Below are 21,719 nucleotides of genomic sequence, written 5' to 3' on the forward strand. Positions count from 1 at the left end.
TTTTGAGTTGTATTTTCCTTATTTTTGAACTCACAATCATTTTACATGGATAAAGAATTAAAATTTGCTGTGATCGGTGGTGGTAGTTGGGCTACTGCTATCGTAAAAATGCTTACCGAAAATCTAAATGAAGTAGGCTGGTATATGCGAAGTGTATATGCTTTAGAACACCTAAAAAGACAACAGCACAATCCAAATTATTTAAGCTCTGTAGAGTTTAAGATGGATCAACTTAAACTTACTAATGATATTAATGAAGCAGTTACCTATGCGGATTATTTAATTTTTGCGATACCATCGGCTTTTTTACATACCGAATTGCAAAAGCTTACTGCATCCTTAGAACATAAAGTTATTTTCTCTGCTATTAAAGGAATTGTACCCGAAACAGGTTTAATTGTTGGAGAGCATTTCCATGATATTTATAATATTCCTTTTAATAATATCGGCGTAATTACAGGTCCTTGTCATGCAGAGGAAGTCGCTCTCGAACGCCTATCATACCTAACAATTGCATCTAACGATGAAGACAAAGCAAAAATCGTTGCCAAAAACCTAAGTAGTGAGTACATCAAATGTAAAGTAAGTGATGATATTATTGGTACGGAGTATGCTGCAGTATTAAAAAATATTTACTCTGTAGCAGCAGGAATTGCCCATGGATTAGGATATGGAGATAATTTCCAAAGTGTTTTAATGAGTAATGCTATTCGCGAAATGAAACGTTTTATTAAAAAAATTCATAAAATGAAACGTAATATTAACGATTCGGCATACCTAGGAGATCTACTTGTTACTGGATATTCTATTTTTTCGCGTAATCGCATGTTTGGTAATATGATTGGTAAAGGCTATACCGTAAAAAGTGCTCAAATGGAAATGAATATGGTTGCAGAGGGATATTATGCTGCCAAAACTGCTTATGAACTGGATGCTACCAGTAGTACTCGTACTCCAATAATTGATGCAGTACACGATATATTATATGAAAACAAAAATCCCAAAAAAATATTCAAGAAGCTGGCGGACAAGTTGGACTGATAATACTATCTAAAATTTAAATAATTGGGTAAAAAATAAAAGCATTTATCGATAAGCATATTAATGGACAATCAAAACAAAACCATCAAAAAACAACCGAATAACCCATTACACGGAATGAAGTTGTTAACTATATTAGAATTGCTTGTAGACCATTATGGTTGGGAAGCATTGGCTAATGAAATTTCTATCAATTGTTTTAAAAATGATCCATCTATTAAATCTAGTCTTAAGTTTTTAAGAAAAACACAATGGGCACGAGATAAAGTTGAGCGTCTTTATCTAGAGTTAGATGCTATGAATAAATAAGGTTAAAAACAAGGTTTCACAATGTTTGCGTGTATTTCTCAAATATCAATAAGAAACCCTTATGCACTTATTAGTATATATTTCTTTGTAACTTTATACATATGAAAGAACTTATCGAAAAATTTTATACTGGATTAAGCGAAGGAAATGCAGAGAAAATGATTTCTTGTTATCACGATGATATTGTTTTTGAGGATCCTGGTTTCGGAAAATTAAAAGGTGAAAGAGCCAAAAAAATGTGGCAAATGCTTTGTAAAAATGGAAAAGATCTTAAAGTAGAGTTCTCTAAAGTAGAAGCAGATGATCAAAAAGGTTCTGCACACTGGGAGGCTTGGTATAGTTTTAGTCAAACAGGAAGGTCTGTTCATAATAGTATCGATGCCGAGTTCGAATTTAAAGATGGTAAAATCATAAAACATACTGATCATTTTAACCTACACAAATGGGCTTCGCAAGCAATTGGCTGGAAAGGAAAATTACTTGGAGGAACTAGTTTTTTTAAGAAAAAACTACATCAACAGACAAATAAATTACTTGATAAATTCCAAGCATCCTAAGAATGAATACTTTAGAATTTCCATCACCAATAGTTTCAGTAGATTGGGTATTTAAGCATTTAGATCACCCAGATCTTATTATTCTTGATGCAAGTATTAAAAAAGTGACTTCTTCTGTCGCATCTGATCAAGAATTACAAATTCCAAAAGCTCGATTTTTTGATATCAAAAAATCCTTTTCTGATCAAGATTCGAACTTACCAAATATGTTTCCTTCTTCTGATTTTTTTGAAAAAAATTGTAGAAAATTAGGTATCAACACTAACTCAAAAATTGTAGTGTATGATACTTTAGGTATATACTCAAGTCCAAGAGCCTGGTGGATGTTTACCTCTTTAGGTCATAAAAATGTAGCAGTACTTAATGGTGGATTACCTGAATGGATAAAAAGCGAACTACCTACTGAAAACAAAGGGTCTGCGACCAAATTTCCATTAGGAAATTTTAAAATAAACGATCATTCCAAATATACTGTTGACGCTAAAAATATTTTATTTGAAATGAACAGTACAAAATCCGTGATCCTTGATGCACGTTCTTTTGGCCGATTTAAAGCAATTGATCCAGAACCCAGAAACGATCTAAAAGGCGGACACATTCCTAACTCATTAAGTTTGCCTTATACAAAGGTATTACAGCATGGAAAAATGCTTCCAACAAAAGAACTAATAAGACTATTGGATGATTTTGAAATTGAAAATAAAAAATTGATCTTTAGCTGCGGTTCAGGTATTACTGCTTGTGTGATTTTATTAGCAGCTCATCTTGCTGGATACACTGACTTGTGGATTTATGATGGTTCTTGGAGCGAATGGGGACAATTAAAAGATGCTCCAATTCATTGTTAATCTATTTAATAAAACCCAAATCATTACCTATGCGATATTTTTCATTATTACTACTTTCAGTTTTATCTATTATTCAAAGCAATGCACAATCTAAAAAATTCGGGTTACAGGATTTTTACACCTACAATTCCGAATTGGAGTATACCGTAGACTCTATCTATAATACACTTTCAGAAAGACAACAAGTAGCTCAAATGATCATATCATCAGCTGGAGAGTTAGGAAAACCTATGGCTACAGTGAAAAAATTGACCGAAAATGACGCCATCGGAGGAGTGGTCTTTCTTAAAGGAAGTAAAAAAACACATACAGAAAGTATCAACACCTTAAATGCAATTTCTACTAAAAATAAGACACTGCCTCTACTTTTTAGCATGGACGCAGAGCCCAGTTTATTTGCCAGTCGAATTAAAGGAGCAAAAGATGTTGGAAAAACAATTGATATAAAAACCGAGGCACAATCTGATGCAGTAGTTAATACAATTAATACAGAACTTAGAGAAATTGGAGTACATCATAATTACGCACCTGTTTTAGACATAAGTGCCAGTAATGAAGCGATTAAATCCAGAAGTTATGGTAGCGATAAGAATGCAGTAATTACTTTGGCCAATCAATTTATAAAATGTACGCAAGCAGGTGGAATCATCGCCACTGCAAAACATTTTCCTGGTCATGGTTTGGTAAAAGGAGATACGCATAAACAAAGTGTTTATATTGATGGTCCATTACAGGAAGTAGATAATTATAAAAAGATTATTGAAGATGGTGTATTATCCATTATGATTGCGCACATAACCATCCAAAATAACGAGAAATATGGAACTGATGGATTGCCTTCTAGCTGTTCTAGAAAAATTATTACAGGATTACTAAAAGAAGAAATGGGGTTTAAGGGAATTATAATTTCTGATGCTTTAAATATTATGAAAGCTGTTACTATTCTTAATAACGCACCTTTATTGGCTTCTAAAGCGGGTTGTGATCTAATTTTAATGCCTAAAAACGAAAATGCCACCATAAATGCAATTCTTTCTGAAATGAAAACAAACCCTGCTTATAAAAAACAAGTTGTTCAATCCGTTAAGAAGATACTTCGTTTAAAGGTTTGTGGAGGGGTTATTTAAACAGATACAATTACTTTAAAAAAACTAAACATTATAAAATTGACCAACTGTTTAAACTGTGAAACAAGTTATAAAGGAAACTTTTGCCCAGAATGTGGACAAAAAAGTACCGTAGAAAAAATTACCTTTTCTTTTCTGGTTAATGATTTTGTATCTAGATTCATGGATATAGATAAGGGAATGTTATTCAATCTTCAGTATTTAACTACATCTCCTAAAAAAACAGTTTTTAATTACATTCACGGAAAACGAAAAAATGTTTTTAATCCCGTAAGTTATGCCTTGATTGCTACCTCTCTGAATTTAGTAATAATTTCTTTATTTGAAATGCATTGGGTAGACACTTCTAAATTTGAAAATTTCGAAGGAGAATTATATTCTAATAGTTATGAAGCAGGTAAATTTATTGGGACTTATATAAAATTCTTTTGGTTACTTAATATTGTATTTCTTAGTTTATTTTCCAGGTTGTTTTTCAAAACATTTAGTTTTTTAGAACACCTTGCTATTAACTGCTTTATAGTAGGGCATGTAACTTTACTTGGTATGCTATCTTATACTATTTTAAGATTTCCTATAGTTTTTGATCCTATTGTATTCATATATATCATATTGCTTAGTTTTATGATTTTCCAAAAAAAAGGAGAGAGATTCGAAACAATAGTTGCTTCTATTTTTTCTGTATTTTTTTCTTATCTACTTTTCTACATTATTCCTTTCATTATAGTATTTCTAACTAAATAGATGATTTACAAAATCATAAAGTTTAAAAATGCTTAAATTAGATCAAAAGTCATACTACATGAATAAAAATGTATATACAATTCTTCTTATAGTTTTTGTGCTCTTTTTCGGGTGTTCATCAGATGATACCTCTTCCTTAGAAATTATTGAAGAAGAAGATCAAACTGAAGAAGTTAAAACATTCTCTTTTTTAGCATTGGGAGACTCTTATACATTTGGCGAGGGAGTTACAGAAGATCAGACCTGGCCGTTCCAACTAAAGGATGCTTTTGCTACACCTTCTAAAAAAATTGATGATGTGAAAATTTTTGCCACAACTGGGTGGACTACAACCAATCTTATAGCGGCTATGGAAGAAAGTAGTTTACAAAGTCGTGATTTAGTTTCTCTAATGATTGGCGTAAATAATCAATTCCAAAGAGTAGATTTTACAACCTTCGAATTAGAGTTTAATGAACTATTAAGTAAAGCAATATCACTTGCCAATAATGACAAAGATCACGTAATTGTTATTTCTATACCTGATTATGGTGTAACACCTTTTGGTTCTAATAATAGTGAAATAATTGCATCAGAAATTGATAACTATAATGCTTACATAAAACAAAAGTGTATCGAGCAACAAATTGCGTTTATTGATGTTACTCCAATCTCCAGAGAACTCGGAGACTCAGAAGGAGCTTTGGTTGCAGATGATTTACATCCAAGTCCGTTTCAATATAGTTTATGGGTAGAAAAAATAGTACCTGTTGTTAAAGAAATACTTGAATAATCATATAATTTCAAACAATTTTCCAGGTAATGGTCGTATTACTCCTTTTAGCTCAAGATTAAGTAAAACGGAAGCCACTTTAAACGTCGGAATTTCACATTGTAATGCAATCACGTCCAGTAATTCTTTTCCATTTTTGCTAAGAAAATCATAAATCCTTTTTTCATCACCTTCTAACTCCACAAAAAGTTGTTTTTGTACAATAGGTTGTTCTTTTTCTTTCAATTCCCAATTGAGCATATAAATCAAATCCGCAGCATTAGTTAACATATGCGCTCGTTGTGTTTTGATAAGCATATTACAACCTGCACTAAGTGAATCACTAGCTCTTCCTGGTACTGCAAACACATCCCTATTATAAGAATTTGCTATTTCTGCTGTTACTAAAGAACCGCCTTTATCTGCACTTTCAATTACTATTGTTGCTTCGCTTAATCCCGCGATAATACGATTACGTCCCAAAAAATTCTTTCGATCAAAAGTATCTGTACTCCAAAAATCTGTGAAGAAACCACCATTTTCCTCTATTTGTGCCATATATTTTTTATGTGCTTTTGGATATATCTGATTTAATCCATGAGCAAGACATCCTATCGTCTGCAATTGATGCCTTACCGCTGCTCTGTGAGCAGTGATATCAACACCATAAGCAAAACCCGAGACTATTGTGGGGTTTAAAGGAACAATCGTTTCAATTAGTTCTTCGCAAAATTTTACTCCATAATTAGTAACTTTTCTAGTGCCAACAATACTAAGTATTCTTCTATTTTTTAAATCAATATTTCCTTTGCTAAATAAAACTACAGGACCATCTATACAATATTTCAATTTTTCTGGATAATCAACTTCGTCATAAACAGTATAGTTGATATCGTTGTCCTCCACAAACTTCAACTCATTCTCTGCGGCATTACGATGCTTTGCACTATGTATTTCTTTAATTCTAATAGTTCCAATACCATCGATCTTTAACAAATTAGCAGGTTTTTCTTTCAAAACTGCTTCTGCAGAGCCTATTTCTCTAATCAGTTTCTTAATAGAACTATCTCCAAGATTGGGTACTTTCTTTAAGGTAAGTAAGGCAATTAATTTTTCTTTAGTCATAAACTATTATAAGTCAGCACAAGTAACGAAAAAAAACAAAACTGTTAATAAAATCAATGAACCTACTTAGTATTAAACCCTATTTTTTTTACCTTTGACTAACCAAAATAACCAACTAATTCTTCAAGTTAAGCTAACCAAGATTCGTATAATCTTTAAAATGGTTTAAACTGAAAATATTGAATAAGATTTTAAGATAGGGGGACGATGAATCATACAGCGAAATACATAAGTGAATTATTATATAGATACGAATGTGTAATCTTACCAGGATTTGGTGCTTTTTTAACAAAGCGACAACCTGCCATGATTCAGGAATCTACCCATGCTTTTTTTCCTCCTCAAAAAATTATTTCTTTTAATAGCCAGCTACAAAACAATGATGGTCTATTAGCCAATTACATAGCAACTTCAGAAAATATATCCTATACTGATGCTGTTGCTAAGATCCAGCGTTATGTTTTGTCACTTAGAAATAAGATGGCCAATGGTAAACGACTTGAATTAGATGGAATAGGTTCTTTTTACACTTCTGTGGAAGACACTTTACAATTTGAACCTTCTCAGAATACAAATTATTTAACGGAAGCATTCGGCTTAAACTCTTTTATATCTCCTTCAATTCTTAGAAAAGAACAAAAAGTTACTAAAAAAGTAGTAATGCCTCAGGTAACCAGAGAAACTTACAAAGAGCAGGTCGAAGCAATTGAAGAAGTTACACCAATTGCATTCACTCCTGAAAGAAGAAGAGAACGCCCTTATTTAAAATATGCCGCTGTTGCTGCAATTGGACTTATCATAGGCTCTTTGGGCTTATACCAAGTTAATACTCAGACCAATTTAGAAAATGGTCGCATGTTAGTAAAAGCGGAAGAGGAAATTCAAAACAGAATCCAAGAAGCTACTTTCGATATTACAAGTCCCTTACCTGCTATTAATCTTAACATCATTAAAGCGGATGCAGCTTCTGCTAAGAACCCAGAAAACAAAAATATTGAAGTTGTAAATACTTCTGGAAAATACCATATTGTAGCTGGAGCATTTAGAATAAAAGGAAATGCCAATAAAAAGGTGCAAAAGCTAAAATCAAAAGGGTTTGATGCGCGATTAATTGGCATTAACAAATATGGATTACATCAAGTTGTCTATAACACTTTTGAGGATAGATTAGAGGCCCTTAAAGCATTACAAAAAATAAAAAAACAACAAGATCGTCGTGCTTGGCTATTAGTTCAAAAATAATAACAATTGTTTTTTAGTTGATTTTCACTCTCAACGGTATTGTCTTGTTACTTTCTATATTAAATTTTGAAATCTAGGTAGATTTCTTTTTATTTTTCGCAAAAGCATTGAATATTTATTAATTTACCAAAGACAGCTGAATATCAGTTTTCTGTATTAGTATAGTCGTTAGTTAATCTTACCTGATTATCTTTGCCCAAAATTACCAAAATTCATGGAATCCAGATATCCTTCAGAATCTAGAACTATATTGACTGATCTTGTTTTACCGGGAGAAACTAATCCTCTTAACAATCTTTTTGGAGGTGAATTATTAGCTCGTATGGATAGAGCTGCCGGTATTGCTGCAGGAAGACATTCTAGAAGAATTGTAGTAACCGCCTCAGTAAATCATGTAGCATTTAGCAAAGCCATCCCTTTAGGAAGCGTTGTAACCGTAGAAGCAAAAGTTTCTCGCGCATTTAAATCGTCTATGGAGGTAGTAATAGATGTTTGGATAGAAGACCGCCAAACAGGAGATAAAACGAAAGCAAACGAAGCCATATACACCTTTGTTGCCGTTAACGAAAGTGGATCACCAGTTTCTGTTCCTCCGATCAAGCCAGAAACTGAATTGGAACAACAACGATACGATGCTGCACTGCGCCGTAAACAACTTAGTTTAGTATTAGCAGGTAAAATGAAACCTAATGATGCTACCGAACTGAAAGCGCTGTTTACTTAGATTGTTAAAGGAATCCAGCTCCTAATGCAATTGAGATTAGGATTAACATAATAGCCACAACTATCTGAAGAAATTTTAAGGTTACTTTTTTCAATAACTTATTCCCTAAAAATGCGCCAGCTATAGCCGATAATGTTGCACAGATAACTAATGGAAGGTTTTCTGTAATACCCGATTCTGATACATTGGTGGCATATACACTAAGTCTAGTAAAGTCTACAAAAGTAGAAACCACCACTGCAGTTCCTATAAATGCTTCTTTAGAAAGTCCCGCTTTAATAAGAAAAGCTGTTCTTAGCGCTCCTTGATTACCGGAAAGCCCTCCAAAAAAACCACTTAAAACCCCTCCTAGAGGAAGTTTCTCTTTGCCAAATTTTAGATTCGAGAAATATGGTATCAAATCCATACTCGCGAAAATTATCAATAAAATTGATATAATAAACTTTACCGGATATACCTCAAACTCTTTATCAAATAATGTATACGTAAAAAGTGGTTGTATATCAGGAATATGTATCAACAACCAAGCACCTGCAAAAGCAGCTATTACAGCCGGAATTCCAAATCTTAGTAACACCGACTTATTTGCATTTCTTCCTACCAGAACTAATTTAAAAACATTATTAAAGAAATGCACAATACCTGTTAACGCTATCGCTATTTCTACAGGAAAAAAAATCATTAATACTGGTGTCAAAATGGTACCTAGACCGAATCCAGAAAAAAAGGTAAGTATTGAAAGTAAAAAAGCTACAACCGAAATAATAACTATTTCCATGTTATCATTACATTTTATAAATCCAAGATTGTGGATTTAGTTTTTTAGTGTCTTTAAAAATTAAGAATTTCATAATGGCGCGACCAGTGGTTGGGTTTACACGTACTTCTCCTATACTCTGTTTAGTTAACAATTTCTGACCTTCCTTTACAGAAATATTCTCCAGATTATAATACACTGTGATATAGTTACCGTGTCTTACGTGAACCAATCTACCTGCACCTTTTAATTTCTGAATTGCCATTACTTCTCCTTCGAAAATCGCTCTAGCTTTTTCTCCAGGTCTTGTTTCTAACTCTACTCCACTGCTATTAATCTGAATATTCGGTAACGTTGGATGTGGTTGACGACCATACTTCCTAGTTAATTTACCGGTACCTACTGGCCAAGGAAATTTTCCTTTATTAGAAGTAAAATTATCCGCCAACTTCTTATCCTCTGGAGTTAATGCAAAAGTTGTAGCCGATCCTTTCTTAGAAGCTTTCTTTCCAGCCTTCTTATTTGCTTTAGCAATAGCTTCGCGAATTAATTTTTGAATAGCTTTATCCAATGCGCTTGCCTGCTCTTGTTTTTTCTTTATCTCTTTTTTATATGTCCCTTCTTTTTTCCGAATAGACGCCATCAAGGATTGTTGTTGTTGTTTTTCTTCTTTAAGGCGTTCTTGAGCATCTCGATTTTCTTCAACTAATAACTGCTTATTTTTCTTTCGCTCTAACAAGCCTTTATTTAATGTTTGTAATTCTTCGGTACGGCTCTGTATTTGATCAGCCTGCTCTTTACGATGCTCATTATACTGCTTCATATATTGCAATCGCTTATAAGCCTGCGCAAAATCGCTTGAAGACAGTAAAAACATAATCTTACTTTGCTGAGATTTACTTTTATAAGACTTTACAATCATTCTTGCATAATCTTCTTTTAAAGCTTTCAACTCATCGCGATACGACTCCATTTTCTTCAGGTTATTATTTATCTCTCTGGTCAATAAATTTGCCTGTTGATTGGTAATCTTAATAAGGTTTTGCCTAGTACTTATCTGAGAACTTAACGTTTCTACCTCATCTAACACGGAACGTTCTTTAAGTTTTGTGTCAGCAAGCAATACCCGCATCTGTTCAATCTGCTCTTTAAGACGGCGTCTTTGCTCTTCAAGCTGTTGCTGCTTGGTAGTTTGAGAAAAAGAAGGAATACTCATTAAAAGCATCCCGAAGATATATATACACTGTTTTAACCTCATTCTATAGTCACTTGCTCGTATCCTGATGGTATTTTAAACGGAAAACTTACCTTAGCATTGTAATCAACACTACGATATTCTATCATAATAGAAGTTTTCGCAATACCTTCTGTAGCTAGAACACTGATTTCTTTCGGAAAATCTTGATTTCCTACCTTTTGGTAACTATTATAGTTAATAAGAAGGTTTCTATTTTCTATTGGTTGTTTCAACTGTTGGGAAAAAATCTTAAAATTATCTGGATTTAAAATAAATAATCGCTCGAATAACGCTAACTCCTTTTTAGGTTGAAGTCTATATTTTTGATTTTCTACTGAAGAAATATACTTGTCATCTCTTAGGTCAAAAAGCGCTTGACCAATCAATAATTGTTGTACTTTATTAAAATCCAAATCAGTCCCTAGCCAATTACTTAACAACACAAAATCACCTTCAAAATAAGTATTATTGATCTTTTCATAATAGCTCACCTTATCAGGCGTAATGAGAGCTTTTGCCAGAGTTATTCCCAAAAGCTTAGCACTGACCCATATTTTCTTGTCTTTTTCAAGACGTATTGTTACATTAGGGCTAAATGATTGTTTCCCATCATTATATCTAACTTTTACCTTAGCATTGATTGTAGAAAAGTTAAAAGCTTTATCGTAATGATTAGATATGACTTTTTCGGTTTTCAGTTTTTTGATATTAGATCCTGAAATAGCTTTGGTTCCCTTACAAGACTGAAGTATAACTAACGAAATACATAATAGATAAAATATTCTATTCATTACCTTTTATGATTTTTTTTTAAGTTGAACTGATCGCTCTTTATACTCTAAAGCTTTTGCCTCATTTCCCATTTTCATATATGCTTCTCCTATTTGATCATGGAAGTCAGATTCCATTTTAAAATCATCAATAATATAATCCATACCGATACCTAAAATATCTATAGCTTCTTCATAATTATTTAAATTAATTAGAGAAACTCCACTTACTAAATATAGAATTGGCTGCGAAGGATACATTTCTATTGCTAATTCACTTCCTATTTTAGCTTTTTCATACCTCTTTAAATCTAACTGCAACAACAGCATTTTTCTTAAAATCCCAAAATTACTAGCGTTATCTTTAATTCCTCTCTCATAGTAATTAAGTGCTTGCTCTTTTTTGTCTTTTTCATAAAAATAGTTTCCAATTTCCGTAAACACTTTACTACTTCCTGAATCATCAGAAAAAACTTTGGTTACTTCAATAAGTTGAGTTTCATATTGCGGGTTTTTGTCCACAAAAATCAAAAAATCATTTATTACTTTATACTTAGATTCTTCGTCTATCTTATCACTCGATAAGACAATTTTCATAGAATTAATAGCTTCTTTTGGTAAGTTATCATCCAAATAAAACTTATATAATGCTAAATGAGCCAACTCTGACTTAGGCTTCTCTTTTAACAACATCTGAGCCGTTCCGTATGCCTTTTCGATCTGATTATCTTGACTGTATAGGTAAATTAAATTCAAATAATTCTGCTCTTCCTTTGGATTAGAAGCTATTTTCTCTTGTAATCTTGTGATTTGAGAATTAGGATTACTTATTTTTAAGGTTATTTTTTTTCTTAATTTATCTCTATATGAATCTAAACCCAATTCCTCTATCAATTCATCTACAACTATTAGAGCATCATCATAACGGGTTTCTAAAAAATAAAGGTTAGCCAGTTGTTCTTTGTACATACTATCGAAAGTCACCAATTTTTCAACAACCTCTATAGATTCTGTGTACTTTCTTTCTGTAAAATATATTTCGAATAATAACTCCAAAACATATCGATCATTAGGTCTTTCTTTAAGAACTTTTTGCAAATTTACCGTTGCTTTATCATATTGCTTTAGCTCCAAGTAATTTCTACCTAATTCATAATATAAAACAATTGGTTTTGGATTTGTCGAAATACATCGCTCTAGCGCTATGATTGCTTTATCATAATTTGTGATTGCTCTTTGCTTCAGTGCTTCAAAAAAACTTTCCCTAAACACATCAGACACGTCTCCAAGATCATCCAAAATCTCTATTTTTTTAAGCGATTCTGGTTCTTGAGCTAAAACGGCATTAACTCCTCCTCCAAGAAAGATCAAGCAAATTAAAATATGTCTCCAAAGTTTAGGCATATAAGTCATTCAAAGTAATATAAATCACATATTATTCTAAAGTAGAATAGTCTCCGATACTAATGGTGGTGTATTTTCCATCATAATACACATGATTCCCTATCATAGCATTGTCTAAGGTAGCATTTTTTACGATAGTTTGGTTCTGTATTAAACTATTTTTAATAGTACTATCTTCAATACTACAACCGTCTCCAATTGAAACATTAGGTCCAATAGATCCATTTTTAATTACAACCCCTTTCCCTATACAACAAGGAGGGACAACAGTAGCATTTTCTAAAACAACATCGTCGCTTATTAGTTTTTCTTCATCTTTTTCCAAAAAACCTAGCATTCTAGAATTCGTTTCTACCGTAACATTTTTGTTTCCACAATCCATCCATTCTTCTACCTGACCAGGAACAAAAACTTTGCCATCTGCCATCATGCGCTTAATACCATCATTAATCTGATATTCTCCACCATTGATTATATTGTGATCTAACACATATTGCAATTCATTTTTTAATACCGCAATATCTTTAAAATAATAGATTCCTATCACAGCTAAATCAGAAACAAATTCTTTTGGTTTCTCTACCAATTCTACGATCTCTTTATTCTCATTAAGCTTTACTACACCATAAGCTTCTGGCTGATCAACTTGCTTAACCCAAATCACAGAATCCGCTTCTTTATCAAGATTAAAATCTGCTCTAATCAATGTATCAGCATACGCTACAACAGCTGGACCTGATAAAGAATCTTTAGCACACATAATTGCGTGTCCTGTTCCTAAAGGCTGATCCTGTCTATAAATAGAGGCCTTAGCACCTAATTCTTCTGCTAATTCTGTTAAACTCTCTACCACATCATCACCAAAAAACGCAGGATCCCCTAAGACAAATGCTATTTCTTCTATTGGCTCTCCTAAAACCTTAGCTATATCAGAAACTAATCGATGAACAATTGGTTTTCCTGCTACCGGAATTAAAGGCTTTGGAACTGTTAGTGTATGAGGTCTTAATCGAGAACCTCTTCCTGCCATTGGAACAATTATTTTCATTACTTACCTATTTTTTGATTGGTTGATTTTATTTAATATTTTTTAATTCTACTATTATTGTTTACTTGGCAAATATTTCTATTTAACTCCAGTACTTCCAAAGCCACCTTCTCCTCTAGAGGTTTCGGTAAGTTCAGTCACCTCTATCCACTCAGCTCTTTCGTGTTTTGCAATAACTAACTGCGCGACTCTTTCTCCATTTTCTATAACAAAATCTTCATTGGATAAGTTTACTAAAATAACTCCTATTTCACCTCTATAATCAGCATCGACAGTTCCTGGTGCGTTTAATACCGTAATTCCTTTTTTAGCAGCCAATCCACTTCGTGGACGAACTTGTGCTTCAAAACCTACAGGCAATTCTATAAATAATCCCGTTTTTACAATTGTTCGTTCTAATGGTTTTAATGTTATTGATTCTGTTATGTTTGCTCTAAGATCCATTCCTGCTGAAGCTATGGTCTCATAATGCGGTAACTTGTGCGATGATTTATTAATTATATTTATTTGCATATCTACTATAAAGCTCTTTCTAAAGCGTTGATTATCTTTTTAATATTTGTTTTAATTCTTTTTTTTCTGAGGCATACAAAACTACTAAAAACACCACTAATAAAGGGATTGAAATCATATAATTACTATCAAAGACGTAAAACGAAATAATTGAAAAACTGATCGATAACGACAGATACATCCCCATTTTTTTTAGATCGTATGGAATTGGGTAGTATTTTCTTCCCAAATACCAAGATACTAACATCATCGTCCCATATGCCGCTAAAGTAGCGATAGCCGAACCAACATAAGTGTATTTAGGAATTAATAAAAAATTAAGAAGTAATGTAATAATAGCGCCAAAAACCGATATATACGCTCCAAATCTTGTTCTATCCGTTACCTTGTACCAAACCGAAAGATTATGATAAATTCCTAAACAAAAATTAGCTAATAAAATGAATGGAACAATTTTTACCGCTTCCCAATATGCTACATCTCTTAAAAAAATAATTTTTAACAGATGAACAAATACAATCACAAACAGAAAAATAAATGACCCTAGAATTACAAAATACTTAGTAATTCTAGCATATGTTTCTGGGGCATTTTTATTATCGGCATAATTAAAGAAAAACGGTTCTATTCCTAACCTAAAAGCTGTAGCAAATAATGTCATAAACAATGCTAATTTATAACAGGCAGAATAGACCCCTACCATATGCTCGGCGACATTCTCGGGTAACAATTTATCTAATAGAATTCTATCAAAAGTCTCATTAATTGAATATGCGATTCCTGCTATCAAAATTGGCAGGGCGTATCTCATCATTTTTTTCCAAAGAACTTTATCAAAGTGATATTTAATTTTAATATAAAATGGTAACAAAACTATTAACACAAATCCACTTGCAATAAGATTAGAAATAAATATATAACTGATTTCATAATCATCTTTACAAATCCAATTAAATAAAGAAAAATGAAATGAAAGTTGTTTTAAATAGAGTAAGAAAAATATATTTAACCCAAAGTTAATAGCAACATTTGTTATTTTAATAATCGCATACCTAATAGGTTGCTCATTGGCTCTTAACCAAGAAAATGGTATAATAACTAAAGCATCTAGAAGTAATATCCATATTACTAAATTTATATATTCTAATTTAATATCTGCCCAAATTGATATTTGCTCTCTTAAAAGGATGGCGATCACCAAAAATATCAATGATGAAGTTATTAATGATATAGCAGATGTACTAACCACCTTTTCTTTATTAGATTCTTTATTAAAAAACCTAAAAAAAGCAGTTTCCATACCATATGCTAAAACTACATTGAGCAATACGAAGTATGAAAAAATAATCGAAACCTTACCATATTCTTCTGTTGGTAATTGATTGGTATATAGGGGTACCAAAAGAAATGACAACATGCGTGGTAACACAGTTGCCATTCCGTATATAAAAGTTTGCTTAAAAAGTTTTTGAAAAATCCCCAAGTGCTTACTATTGTGATTCTAAAAATACAATTTTATTGTCTTGGCTGCATAGGATATGCTTTCAATTCTTTTTTTGGTAATTTATCAATTCTAAAATATCCTTCTTGTCCATTCTTAGAGTACGCTATGATGCATTCTCCTTCTTTAAGCTCAAAAGGTATTTTTTCTTCGATCTCCGGAACTTTATTGTTGTATTCCTCCTTTTGATCACTACTCATCACGATATCCTTTTTAACCGTAATAGGATCTGTATAACGACCTACATAAACAGATTCGTTTTGTTTACGTTTCAACTGAACCGCTTTTCCTTTAAAATAAGCATTCTCCAATGTAACATTTGAAGCAGGATCTACTGGAAAATAAAGCATAAAGCCAGCACCACCACCTTTTACTCCAGAAACCCAATCTTGGAAATACGGTGAATTTAAAGCTACTGGAGCTGTTTTATCAATTTTTTGGCCTGTAGCGCATTGCCCGAAAGTCATCAAAATACTTAATAATCCGACTTTGGTCAGCAGTTTTCTAAAATTTATTCTTTGTCCCATTTTTCTTTTAAACGTTCACGATGTTTTTGTTTCATTTTCTTAATATCCTTGGTATTAAAAACAAAGTTTATACCAAAGTTAAAAGCAACTCCAGAAAATAGCTTCGTATCATCCCCATTTGTAATATTTAATCCATACATATAAGGAAGACCAAATTCTAACTCTAAGCACTTTGCAAATTTATAATTTATTCCGGCACCAGCAGAAAATAATAACAAACCTCCACTATTATCTTCAATTGCCGCGTCTGCAGGATCATTTGCTTCATATCTGATAGCTCCAATCCCGACTCCAGATTCTAAATAAAAACTAAATTTACCACTATTAATTGCATGTTTCCTAAAAGAAGGTATAAAACCATAAGCCTGCACTTCGGCATCTATTCCATTTTCCTGCTCTATATCTTGTGGTAATAATATAAAAGCTGATGTATTAACTGCGAAATGTTCCGAAACATAGAACGATAAACTTGGTTTAGCTACTATACCGCTATAACCATCACTTAGATCCAAAAGTGGAACCGCAGAAATTCCCATTTTAATATCTCCTGCTTTATACAAAGTTTCTGATTCCTGCGCATTGGTAGTAGTTACTAATGATACAATCATTAGTAAGATAAAAAGTCTAATTGTTTTCATTTTTCTTTTTTCCTTTAAAGATAAAAAATGAAAACAAGCTTTGTCATAAAAAAAACAAAAAACCCCATACACCAAAGTATATAGGGTCTTAATCTATTTTATGTTTTTATTGAAGGTCAAAAACCAATGTTCCTGAACCTGTATTATTACTATACCCTGCAACTTCAACATAATAATTACCAGGAGATAATGTTCCAGTAATCTGGTAATAATCACTTCCACTTATGTAATTACCACTAGCGTCATATAAATAAATATAATCATCATAATTTTCGTTGATAATTTCAAAAGCATAAAAAGCCTCAGAATCAACACTAAATTCATACCTAATTTTTCTATCAATTTCGCCTGTTGTATTAAAATCGAATGATTGATTAAAAGGTACTGTAAGTGCGCCAAGATCAATATCAGATTCGTTCGGAGAGCTAAGTGTTATGTTTAAAGTTCCAGATATATCATTATAGTCTTGATTGACAATTTCTAAATAATAACTTCCGGCATTTAAATTCTCTCCATAAATATCTCTATATCCGTAGTTTATATAATTACCATTACTATCATATAAATTTAAATATATTCCTGTTTGAGTTGTAAACGAATACCCTGTAGCGCTATTAATCTCAAATAAATACCGAATCTTCCCATCAGGTTCTGTTATAGACACATTAAATTCTACTGAATCTGTATAAGGTATTGATAATGTTCCTAAATCAACATCTGTGGTAGTAGGATCTTTTAAAACCATTGTAAAGGAGCCAGAATTAATATCATTATAATACTGATACACTTCTAAATAATAGGTTCCAGGTTGAATCGTCTCAGTAAACGCTCTCCTATAACCAGATGTAATAAAGTTTCCGTTTACTTCCCTAAGCTCGAAATTAATATTATTCTGAGAAAAAACCGAAAAACCTGTTTCCTCACTAATCTGAAAAGTATAACCTATTTTATTATCTGGTTCGTTATTTGGTAAAGAAAAGTTTAACGCCTCCTCATACGGGACTCCTAAGGTTCCCAAATCCACATCTGATTCTTTTGGATCTTTTAAAACAAAAGAAAGCGTACCAGATAAGTTCGAATTATTATAATAATTTTCTATTTCTAAATAATACGTTCCTGCGGTCAACGATTCTCCATACAATCTTTCATAACTTCCATTTATATAATTACCTTGATCATCGGATAACCTTAACTGTAAATATTCACTAGACTGAATTACATATCCAGTATTTTCATCTATCTGAAAAGTGTAACCGACTCTACGGTCTACTTCTTCTTGATTAATTACATACTCCATAGAACTATCATATGGTATTGATAATGTTCCTAAATCAACATCTGTAGCTCTAAAGTCAAAAGATTTACTAATTTCCGTTATACCACCATCTCTATCATTCGCAACAACTTTAATAATAATTTCATCATCCACATATTGAGAATAATCAGTGTTATAATATATATTACCCAAACCGTCATAATCATCTGATCCAATAATGTAATTTTCTCTTAAAACAACATCATTAAGATACACGTCATAAGATAAGATATCATCATCCTCATCTATCGCTGGATACCAAGAAACCTCTAACCAGTTATAGTACGAGAAATCAAAATTAATATTTGCAAACTCGAACGTACTTGGATCTCTATTAACAAAGACATTTCGTTTTACAATCGATTCATCAGAAACACCACCATTAGTATCATATGCCTTAATACTAATTGTTAACTCTAGATTTAATCCTTTTTGTAGATTATTAGACCTATTTGTCAACAAACTGGCCACATTAAATTCTGTAGATAATTCCGATGTTTTATCAGCAACTACCCTATCATTAATTACTACATCATATGATAGTTCATCGTTATTAGCATCTTCCGCTTCTGCCCAACTTATTCTTACAAGGGTACCTTCAATTACTTCTGCTTCTATATTCGACACTTCCATTGGTGGAAGGTTTCCAATTGCATCATCATCACTCCCACATGACGATATAATAATAAGTAAGCATACATAAAAAAGATTGATAATTTTTTTCATAAAAAGTGGTTTTAAAAATTAATGTTTAGTACTTGATAGTAAGTGCCTAAAACGGGGAAAATGTTACTCCTAAAAATCACTTTTTATTGATCTTTCAACGAAATCTGGAAATAAAAAAAACTCGACATAATTAATGTCGAGTTTTTAAGATATACTCTCTTTTTTAAGATTATTTATCGAAATCCGATAAATATCTAATTATGAGTTCAACGCTTCTGCACCACCAACAATCTCTAAGATCTCATTAGTAATAGAAGCCTGTCTAGCTTTGTTATATTGTAATTTTAAAGAATCTCTTAATTCAGTAGCATTATCTGTAGCTTTATGCATCGCTGTCATACGCGCTCCATGTTCAGAAGCAAAAGAATCACGAATTGCCTTATAAAGCTGTGTTTTTAAAGATTTTGGAATTAATTCTTCAACTATTTCCTCTTTAGATGGTTCAAAGATATAATCTAAGTTAGCACTTTTTTCACCTTCAGTTTCTACTGGTTTAATTGGCAAAAACTGCTCTGTTGTAACTATTTGCGTAGCTGCATTCTTAAACTTGTTATATACCACAACAATTTTATCATAAGAACCATTCGTAAACATTTCCATCAACTCTTCTGCAATAGCAGCAACATTAGCAAACGTAAGATCATCAAACAATTCACTTTTATTAGCCACAACTGTATGTGTTTTGGAAACTATATCATTTACTTTTTTACCAATAGTAACAAAGTCTACTTGTTTACCAGCATACACATTATCATATAACTCTCTAGAAGCTTTAACAATGTTAGAATTAAAAGCACCTGCCAAACCACGATTAGAAGCAATTGCAACTACTAACACTTTGTTTACCTCACGTTGCTCAGAGAATGAACTTGCACTATCTCCTTCAAGAGAAGCACTCAAACTCTGTAATAATTCAGTAAGCTTGTCTGCATAAGGACGCATAGCAGTAATTGCCATCTGTGCTTTGTTCAACTTTGCTGCCGATACCATTTTCATGGCACTAGTAATTTGCATCGTTGATGATACAGAGGTAATTCTACTACGTAATTCTTTTAAATTTGCCATCTTTCTTAGTATTGAGTATTGATTAGCTAATAACTAAGTACCTCTAAACAATACCTTTCTAATATTATAACTTTATATAAAATACAGAGTACTAAAAATCTTAATACTCTGTACTCAATACTATTTACTTATATTTTGCTGAAATCTCTTTACAAGCTGAAAGTAATACATCCGTTACTTCGTCTGTTAACTTCCCAGCCTTTAAAGTGTCTAAAGTGTCTCTATGTTTAGCATTAAGATATTCTATAAAGTCACTTTCGAATTCTTTTATTTTATTAACAGGAACATCTCTTAATAAGTTTTTAGATCCAGCATAGATAATTGCAATTTGATCTTCTACTGTATAAGGGTCATTCTGAGCCTGCTTTAAGATTTCTACGTTACGCTTACCTTTTTCAATTACGTTTAAGGTAGCTGCATCAAGATCAGAACCAAACTTAGCAAATGCTTCTAGTTCACGGAACTGTGCTTGATCAAGCTTTAATGTACCTGCTACTTTCTTCATTGATTTAATCTGAGCCGATCCACCTACACGAGATACAGAAATACCTACGTTAATTGCTGGACGAACACCGGAGTTAAATAAATCAGAAGTTAAGAATATCTGACCATCTGTAATAGAAATTACATTAGTTGGGATATATGCAGAAACGTCACCCGCTTGTGTTTCAATAATTGGTAATGCAGTAAGTGATCCACCACCTTTTACTTTATCTTTTAATGAATCAGGTAAATCATTCATATCTTTTGCAATACTATCATCAGCAATTACTTTTGCAGCACGCTCTAATAATCTAGAGTGAAGATAGAATACATCCCCAGGATATGCCTCACGTCCTGGTGGACGACGTAATAATAATGATACCTCACGATATGCAACCGCTTGCTTAGATAAATCATCATAGATAATCAAAGCAGGACGACCTGTATCACGGAAATACTCACCAATTGCAGCACCTGCAAACGGAGCATATACCTGCATTGGAGCAGGATCAGAAGCATTCGCAGCTACAATTGTAGTATACGCCATTGCTCCTTTATCTTCTAATACTTTAGCAATACCTGCTACTGTAGATGCTTTCTGTCCGATGGCAACATAAATACAGTAAACTGGCTCACCAGCATCATAAAATTCTTTTTGATTAAGGATTGTATCGATACAAACTGTTGTCTTACCAGTTTGACGGTCACCAATCACCAATTCACGTTGTCCTCTACCTACTGGTACCATTGCATCAATAGACTTAATACCTGTCTGTAATGGTTCTGTTACCGGCTGACGGAAAACTACACCAGGAGCTTTACGCTCTAATGGCATTTCAAAAGTTTCACCCTCAATCGCTCCTTTTCCATCAATAGGATTTCCTAAAGTGTCCACTACACGACCTACAATTCCTTCTCCAACATTAATAGAAGCAATTCTTTGTGTACGTTTAACCGTTACACCTTCTTTTACATCTGTCGAAGAACCTAAAAGTACTACACCAACATTATCTTCCTCAAGATTCAGTACGATTCCTTCTAGTCCAGATTCGAATTCTACTAATTCTCCATATTGAGCGTTAGACAATCCGTATACTCTGGCGATACCATCACCAACCTGTAATACTGTACCTACTTCTTCTAGTGAAGCTGTAGCTTCAAATCCAGATAATTGTTGTTTTAATATTGCTGATACTTCAGCAGGATTCACCTCTGCCATTTTATAATAGTTTGTAAAAATGAGTAAACCTACTCATTCTCTTATTAT

General features: G+C 32.6%; 22 protein-coding genes. 9 read left to right on the forward strand and 13 right to left on the reverse strand.

Annotated features, from left to right (window positions below; translation table 11 throughout):
* The first annotated feature begins 45 nt into the window (after window positions 1-45).
* The 7 genes from J8L88_RS00690 to J8L88_RS00720 all read left to right on the forward strand — a co-directional run bounded on the left by J8L88_RS00690 (window position 46) and on the right by J8L88_RS00720 (window position 5,398).
* Window positions 46-1,041 (forward strand): NAD(P)H-dependent glycerol-3-phosphate dehydrogenase, encoded by a 996-nt coding sequence (locus J8L88_RS00690; RefSeq protein WP_027394394.1) that lies wholly within the window; start codon window positions 46-48, stop codon window positions 1,039-1,041.
* Between the two features lie 63 nt (window positions 1,042-1,104).
* Window positions 1,105-1,350: a VF530 family DNA-binding protein gene (locus J8L88_RS00695; RefSeq protein ID WP_211059676.1), complete on the forward strand. Its 246-nt coding sequence runs from the start codon at window positions 1,105-1,107 to the stop codon at window positions 1,348-1,350.
* 101 nt (window positions 1,351-1,451) lie between these two features.
* The gene (locus tag J8L88_RS00700; RefSeq protein ID WP_108802724.1) at window positions 1,452-1,907 is read left to right on the forward strand and encodes a nuclear transport factor 2 family protein; all 456 of its coding nucleotides are present in this window, start codon (window positions 1,452-1,454) and stop codon (window positions 1,905-1,907) included.
* 2 nt (window positions 1,908-1,909) lie between these two features.
* Window positions 1,910-2,755, forward strand: coding sequence for a sulfurtransferase (locus tag J8L88_RS00705; RefSeq protein ID WP_211059677.1), 846 nt, complete (start codon window positions 1,910-1,912; stop codon window positions 2,753-2,755).
* Window positions 2,756-2,784: 29 nt separating this feature from the next.
* A complete protein-coding gene (locus tag J8L88_RS00710) occupies window positions 2,785-3,882 on the forward strand; it encodes a glycoside hydrolase family 3 N-terminal domain-containing protein (protein WP_211059678.1) in 1,098 nt (365 codons plus the stop codon).
* 39 nt (window positions 3,883-3,921) lie between these two features.
* A complete protein-coding gene (locus J8L88_RS00715; RefSeq protein WP_118388478.1) occupies window positions 3,922-4,626 on the forward strand; it encodes a DUF3667 domain-containing protein in 705 nt (234 codons plus the stop codon).
* A gap of 58 nt (window positions 4,627-4,684) precedes the next feature.
* Window positions 4,685-5,398: an SGNH/GDSL hydrolase family protein gene (locus tag J8L88_RS00720; protein ID WP_211059679.1), complete on the forward strand. Its 714-nt coding sequence runs from the start codon at window positions 4,685-4,687 to the stop codon at window positions 5,396-5,398.
* Here the strand turns inward: J8L88_RS00720 and dprA are convergent, their stop codons facing one another.
* Window positions 5,399-6,502 (reverse strand): DNA-processing protein DprA, encoded by a 1,104-nt coding sequence (gene dprA, locus J8L88_RS00725; RefSeq protein ID WP_211059680.1) that lies wholly within the window; start codon window positions 6,500-6,502, stop codon window positions 5,399-5,401.
* Between the two features lie 207 nt (window positions 6,503-6,709).
* On the opposite strand from dprA, the gene J8L88_RS00730 reads away from it, so the two are divergent.
* Window positions 6,710-7,744, forward strand: coding sequence for an SPOR domain-containing protein (locus J8L88_RS00730; protein WP_211059681.1), 1,035 nt, complete (start codon window positions 6,710-6,712; stop codon window positions 7,742-7,744).
* Window positions 7,745-7,958: 214 nt separating this feature from the next.
* Window positions 7,959-8,468 (forward strand): acyl-CoA thioesterase, encoded by a 510-nt coding sequence (locus J8L88_RS00735; protein ID WP_027394402.1) that lies wholly within the window; start codon window positions 7,959-7,961, stop codon window positions 8,466-8,468.
* 4 nt (window positions 8,469-8,472) lie between these two features.
* Here the strand turns inward: J8L88_RS00735 and J8L88_RS00740 are convergent, their stop codons facing one another.
* The 12 genes from J8L88_RS00740 to atpA all read right to left on the reverse strand — a co-directional run bounded on the left by J8L88_RS00740 (window position 8,473) and on the right by atpA (window position 21,671).
* On the reverse strand, window positions 8,473-9,246 hold the full coding sequence (locus tag J8L88_RS00740) for a sulfite exporter TauE/SafE family protein (RefSeq protein ID WP_027394403.1): 774 nt from the start codon (window positions 9,244-9,246) through the stop codon (window positions 8,473-8,475).
* A 7-nt stretch (window positions 9,247-9,253) separates the two neighbouring features.
* Entirely contained in the window at window positions 9,254-10,483 is a 1,230-nt protein-coding gene (locus J8L88_RS00745; protein ID WP_211059682.1) for a murein hydrolase activator EnvC, read from the reverse strand.
* On the reverse strand, window positions 10,480-11,253 hold the full coding sequence (locus J8L88_RS00750) for a DUF4292 domain-containing protein (RefSeq protein ID WP_108802714.1): 774 nt from the start codon (window positions 11,251-11,253) through the stop codon (window positions 10,480-10,482). Before J8L88_RS00750 ends, J8L88_RS00745 begins: the two co-directional genes overlap by 4 nt.
* A 6-nt stretch (window positions 11,254-11,259) precedes the next feature.
* A complete protein-coding gene (locus J8L88_RS00755; protein ID WP_211059683.1) occupies window positions 11,260-12,636 on the reverse strand; it encodes a lipopolysaccharide assembly protein LapB in 1,377 nt (458 codons plus the stop codon).
* A gap of 31 nt (window positions 12,637-12,667) precedes the next feature.
* On the reverse strand, window positions 12,668-13,684 hold the full coding sequence (locus J8L88_RS00760) for a sugar nucleotidyltransferase (RefSeq protein ID WP_027394407.1): 1,017 nt from the start codon (window positions 13,682-13,684) through the stop codon (window positions 12,668-12,670).
* Between the two features lie 78 nt (window positions 13,685-13,762).
* Window positions 13,763-14,197, reverse strand: coding sequence for a dUTP diphosphatase (gene dut / locus J8L88_RS00765; protein WP_027394408.1), 435 nt, complete (start codon window positions 14,195-14,197; stop codon window positions 13,763-13,765).
* A gap of 31 nt (window positions 14,198-14,228) precedes the next feature.
* On the reverse strand, window positions 14,229-15,680 hold the full coding sequence (locus tag J8L88_RS00770) for a lipopolysaccharide biosynthesis protein (protein ID WP_211059684.1): 1,452 nt from the start codon (window positions 15,678-15,680) through the stop codon (window positions 14,229-14,231).
* A gap of 32 nt (window positions 15,681-15,712) precedes the next feature.
* Window positions 15,713-16,225, reverse strand: coding sequence for a hypothetical protein (locus J8L88_RS00775; RefSeq protein WP_118388461.1), 513 nt, complete (start codon window positions 16,223-16,225; stop codon window positions 15,713-15,715).
* Window positions 16,210-16,863, reverse strand: coding sequence for a hypothetical protein (locus J8L88_RS00780; RefSeq protein WP_108802709.1), 654 nt, complete (start codon window positions 16,861-16,863; stop codon window positions 16,210-16,212). The genes J8L88_RS00775 and J8L88_RS00780 overlap by 16 nt, the downstream gene beginning before the upstream one ends.
* A 106-nt stretch (window positions 16,864-16,969) precedes the next feature.
* Window positions 16,970-18,904: a hypothetical protein gene (locus tag J8L88_RS00785; protein ID WP_211059685.1), complete on the reverse strand. Its 1,935-nt coding sequence runs from the start codon at window positions 18,902-18,904 to the stop codon at window positions 16,970-16,972.
* A gap of 198 nt (window positions 18,905-19,102) precedes the next feature.
* A complete protein-coding gene (gene atpG, locus J8L88_RS00790) occupies window positions 19,103-19,969 on the reverse strand; it encodes an ATP synthase F1 subunit gamma (RefSeq protein WP_211059686.1) in 867 nt (288 codons plus the stop codon).
* A 124-nt stretch (window positions 19,970-20,093) separates the two neighbouring features.
* A complete protein-coding gene (gene atpA / locus J8L88_RS00795) occupies window positions 20,094-21,671 on the reverse strand; it encodes a F0F1 ATP synthase subunit alpha (RefSeq protein ID WP_027394414.1) in 1,578 nt (525 codons plus the stop codon).
* Window positions 21,672-21,719: the final 48 nt, after the last annotated feature.

The organism is Aquimarina sp. MMG015, assembly GCF_018100855.1.
In the GTDB taxonomy this organism is placed as follows: domain Bacteria; phylum Bacteroidota; class Bacteroidia; order Flavobacteriales; family Flavobacteriaceae; genus Aquimarina; species Aquimarina latercula.

Coding starts and splice junctions, on each gene's coding strand:
- dut (WP_027394408.1), bottom strand. CDS start 14,197: ATGCAAATAAATATAATTAATAAATCATCGCACAAGTTACCGCATTAT.
- J8L88_RS00775 (WP_118388461.1), bottom strand. CDS start 16,225: ATGGGACAAAGAATAAATTTTAGAAAACTGCTGACCAAAGTCGGATTA.
- J8L88_RS00720 (WP_211059679.1), top strand. CDS start 4,685: ATGAATAAAAATGTATATACAATTCTTCTTATAGTTTTTGTGCTCTTT.
- J8L88_RS00705 (WP_211059677.1), top strand. CDS start 1,910: ATGAATACTTTAGAATTTCCATCACCAATAGTTTCAGTAGATTGGGTA.
- J8L88_RS00740 (WP_027394403.1), bottom strand. CDS start 9,246: ATGGAAATAGTTATTATTTCGGTTGTAGCTTTTTTACTTTCAATACTT.
- J8L88_RS00755 (WP_211059683.1), bottom strand. CDS start 12,636: ATGCCTAAACTTTGGAGACATATTTTAATTTGCTTGATCTTTCTTGGA.
- J8L88_RS00735 (WP_027394402.1), top strand. CDS start 7,959: ATGGAATCCAGATATCCTTCAGAATCTAGAACTATATTGACTGATCTT.
- J8L88_RS00785 (WP_211059685.1), bottom strand. CDS start 18,904: ATGAAAAAAATTATCAATCTTTTTTATGTATGCTTACTTATTATTATA.
- J8L88_RS00760 (WP_027394407.1), bottom strand. CDS start 13,684: ATGAAAATAATTGTTCCAATGGCAGGAAGAGGTTCTCGATTAAGACCT.
- J8L88_RS00700 (WP_108802724.1), top strand. CDS start 1,452: ATGAAAGAACTTATCGAAAAATTTTATACTGGATTAAGCGAAGGAAAT.
- J8L88_RS00730 (WP_211059681.1), top strand. CDS start 6,710: ATGAATCATACAGCGAAATACATAAGTGAATTATTATATAGATACGAA.
- dprA (WP_211059680.1), bottom strand. CDS start 6,502: ATGACTAAAGAAAAATTAATTGCCTTACTTACCTTAAAGAAAGTACCC.
- J8L88_RS00780 (WP_108802709.1), bottom strand. CDS start 16,863: ATGAAAACAATTAGACTTTTTATCTTACTAATGATTGTATCATTAGTA.
- J8L88_RS00695 (WP_211059676.1), top strand. CDS start 1,105: ATGGACAATCAAAACAAAACCATCAAAAAACAACCGAATAACCCATTA.
- atpA (WP_027394414.1), bottom strand. CDS start 21,671: ATGGCAGAGGTGAATCCTGCTGAAGTATCAGCAATATTAAAACAACAA.
- J8L88_RS00750 (WP_108802714.1), bottom strand. CDS start 11,253: ATGAATAGAATATTTTATCTATTATGTATTTCGTTAGTTATACTTCAG.
- J8L88_RS00710 (WP_211059678.1), top strand. CDS start 2,785: ATGCGATATTTTTCATTATTACTACTTTCAGTTTTATCTATTATTCAA.
- J8L88_RS00745 (WP_211059682.1), bottom strand. CDS start 10,483: ATGAGGTTAAAACAGTGTATATATATCTTCGGGATGCTTTTAATGAGT.
- J8L88_RS00690 (WP_027394394.1), top strand. CDS start 46: ATGGATAAAGAATTAAAATTTGCTGTGATCGGTGGTGGTAGTTGGGCT.
- atpG (WP_211059686.1), bottom strand. CDS start 19,969: ATGGCAAATTTAAAAGAATTACGTAGTAGAATTACCTCTGTATCATCA.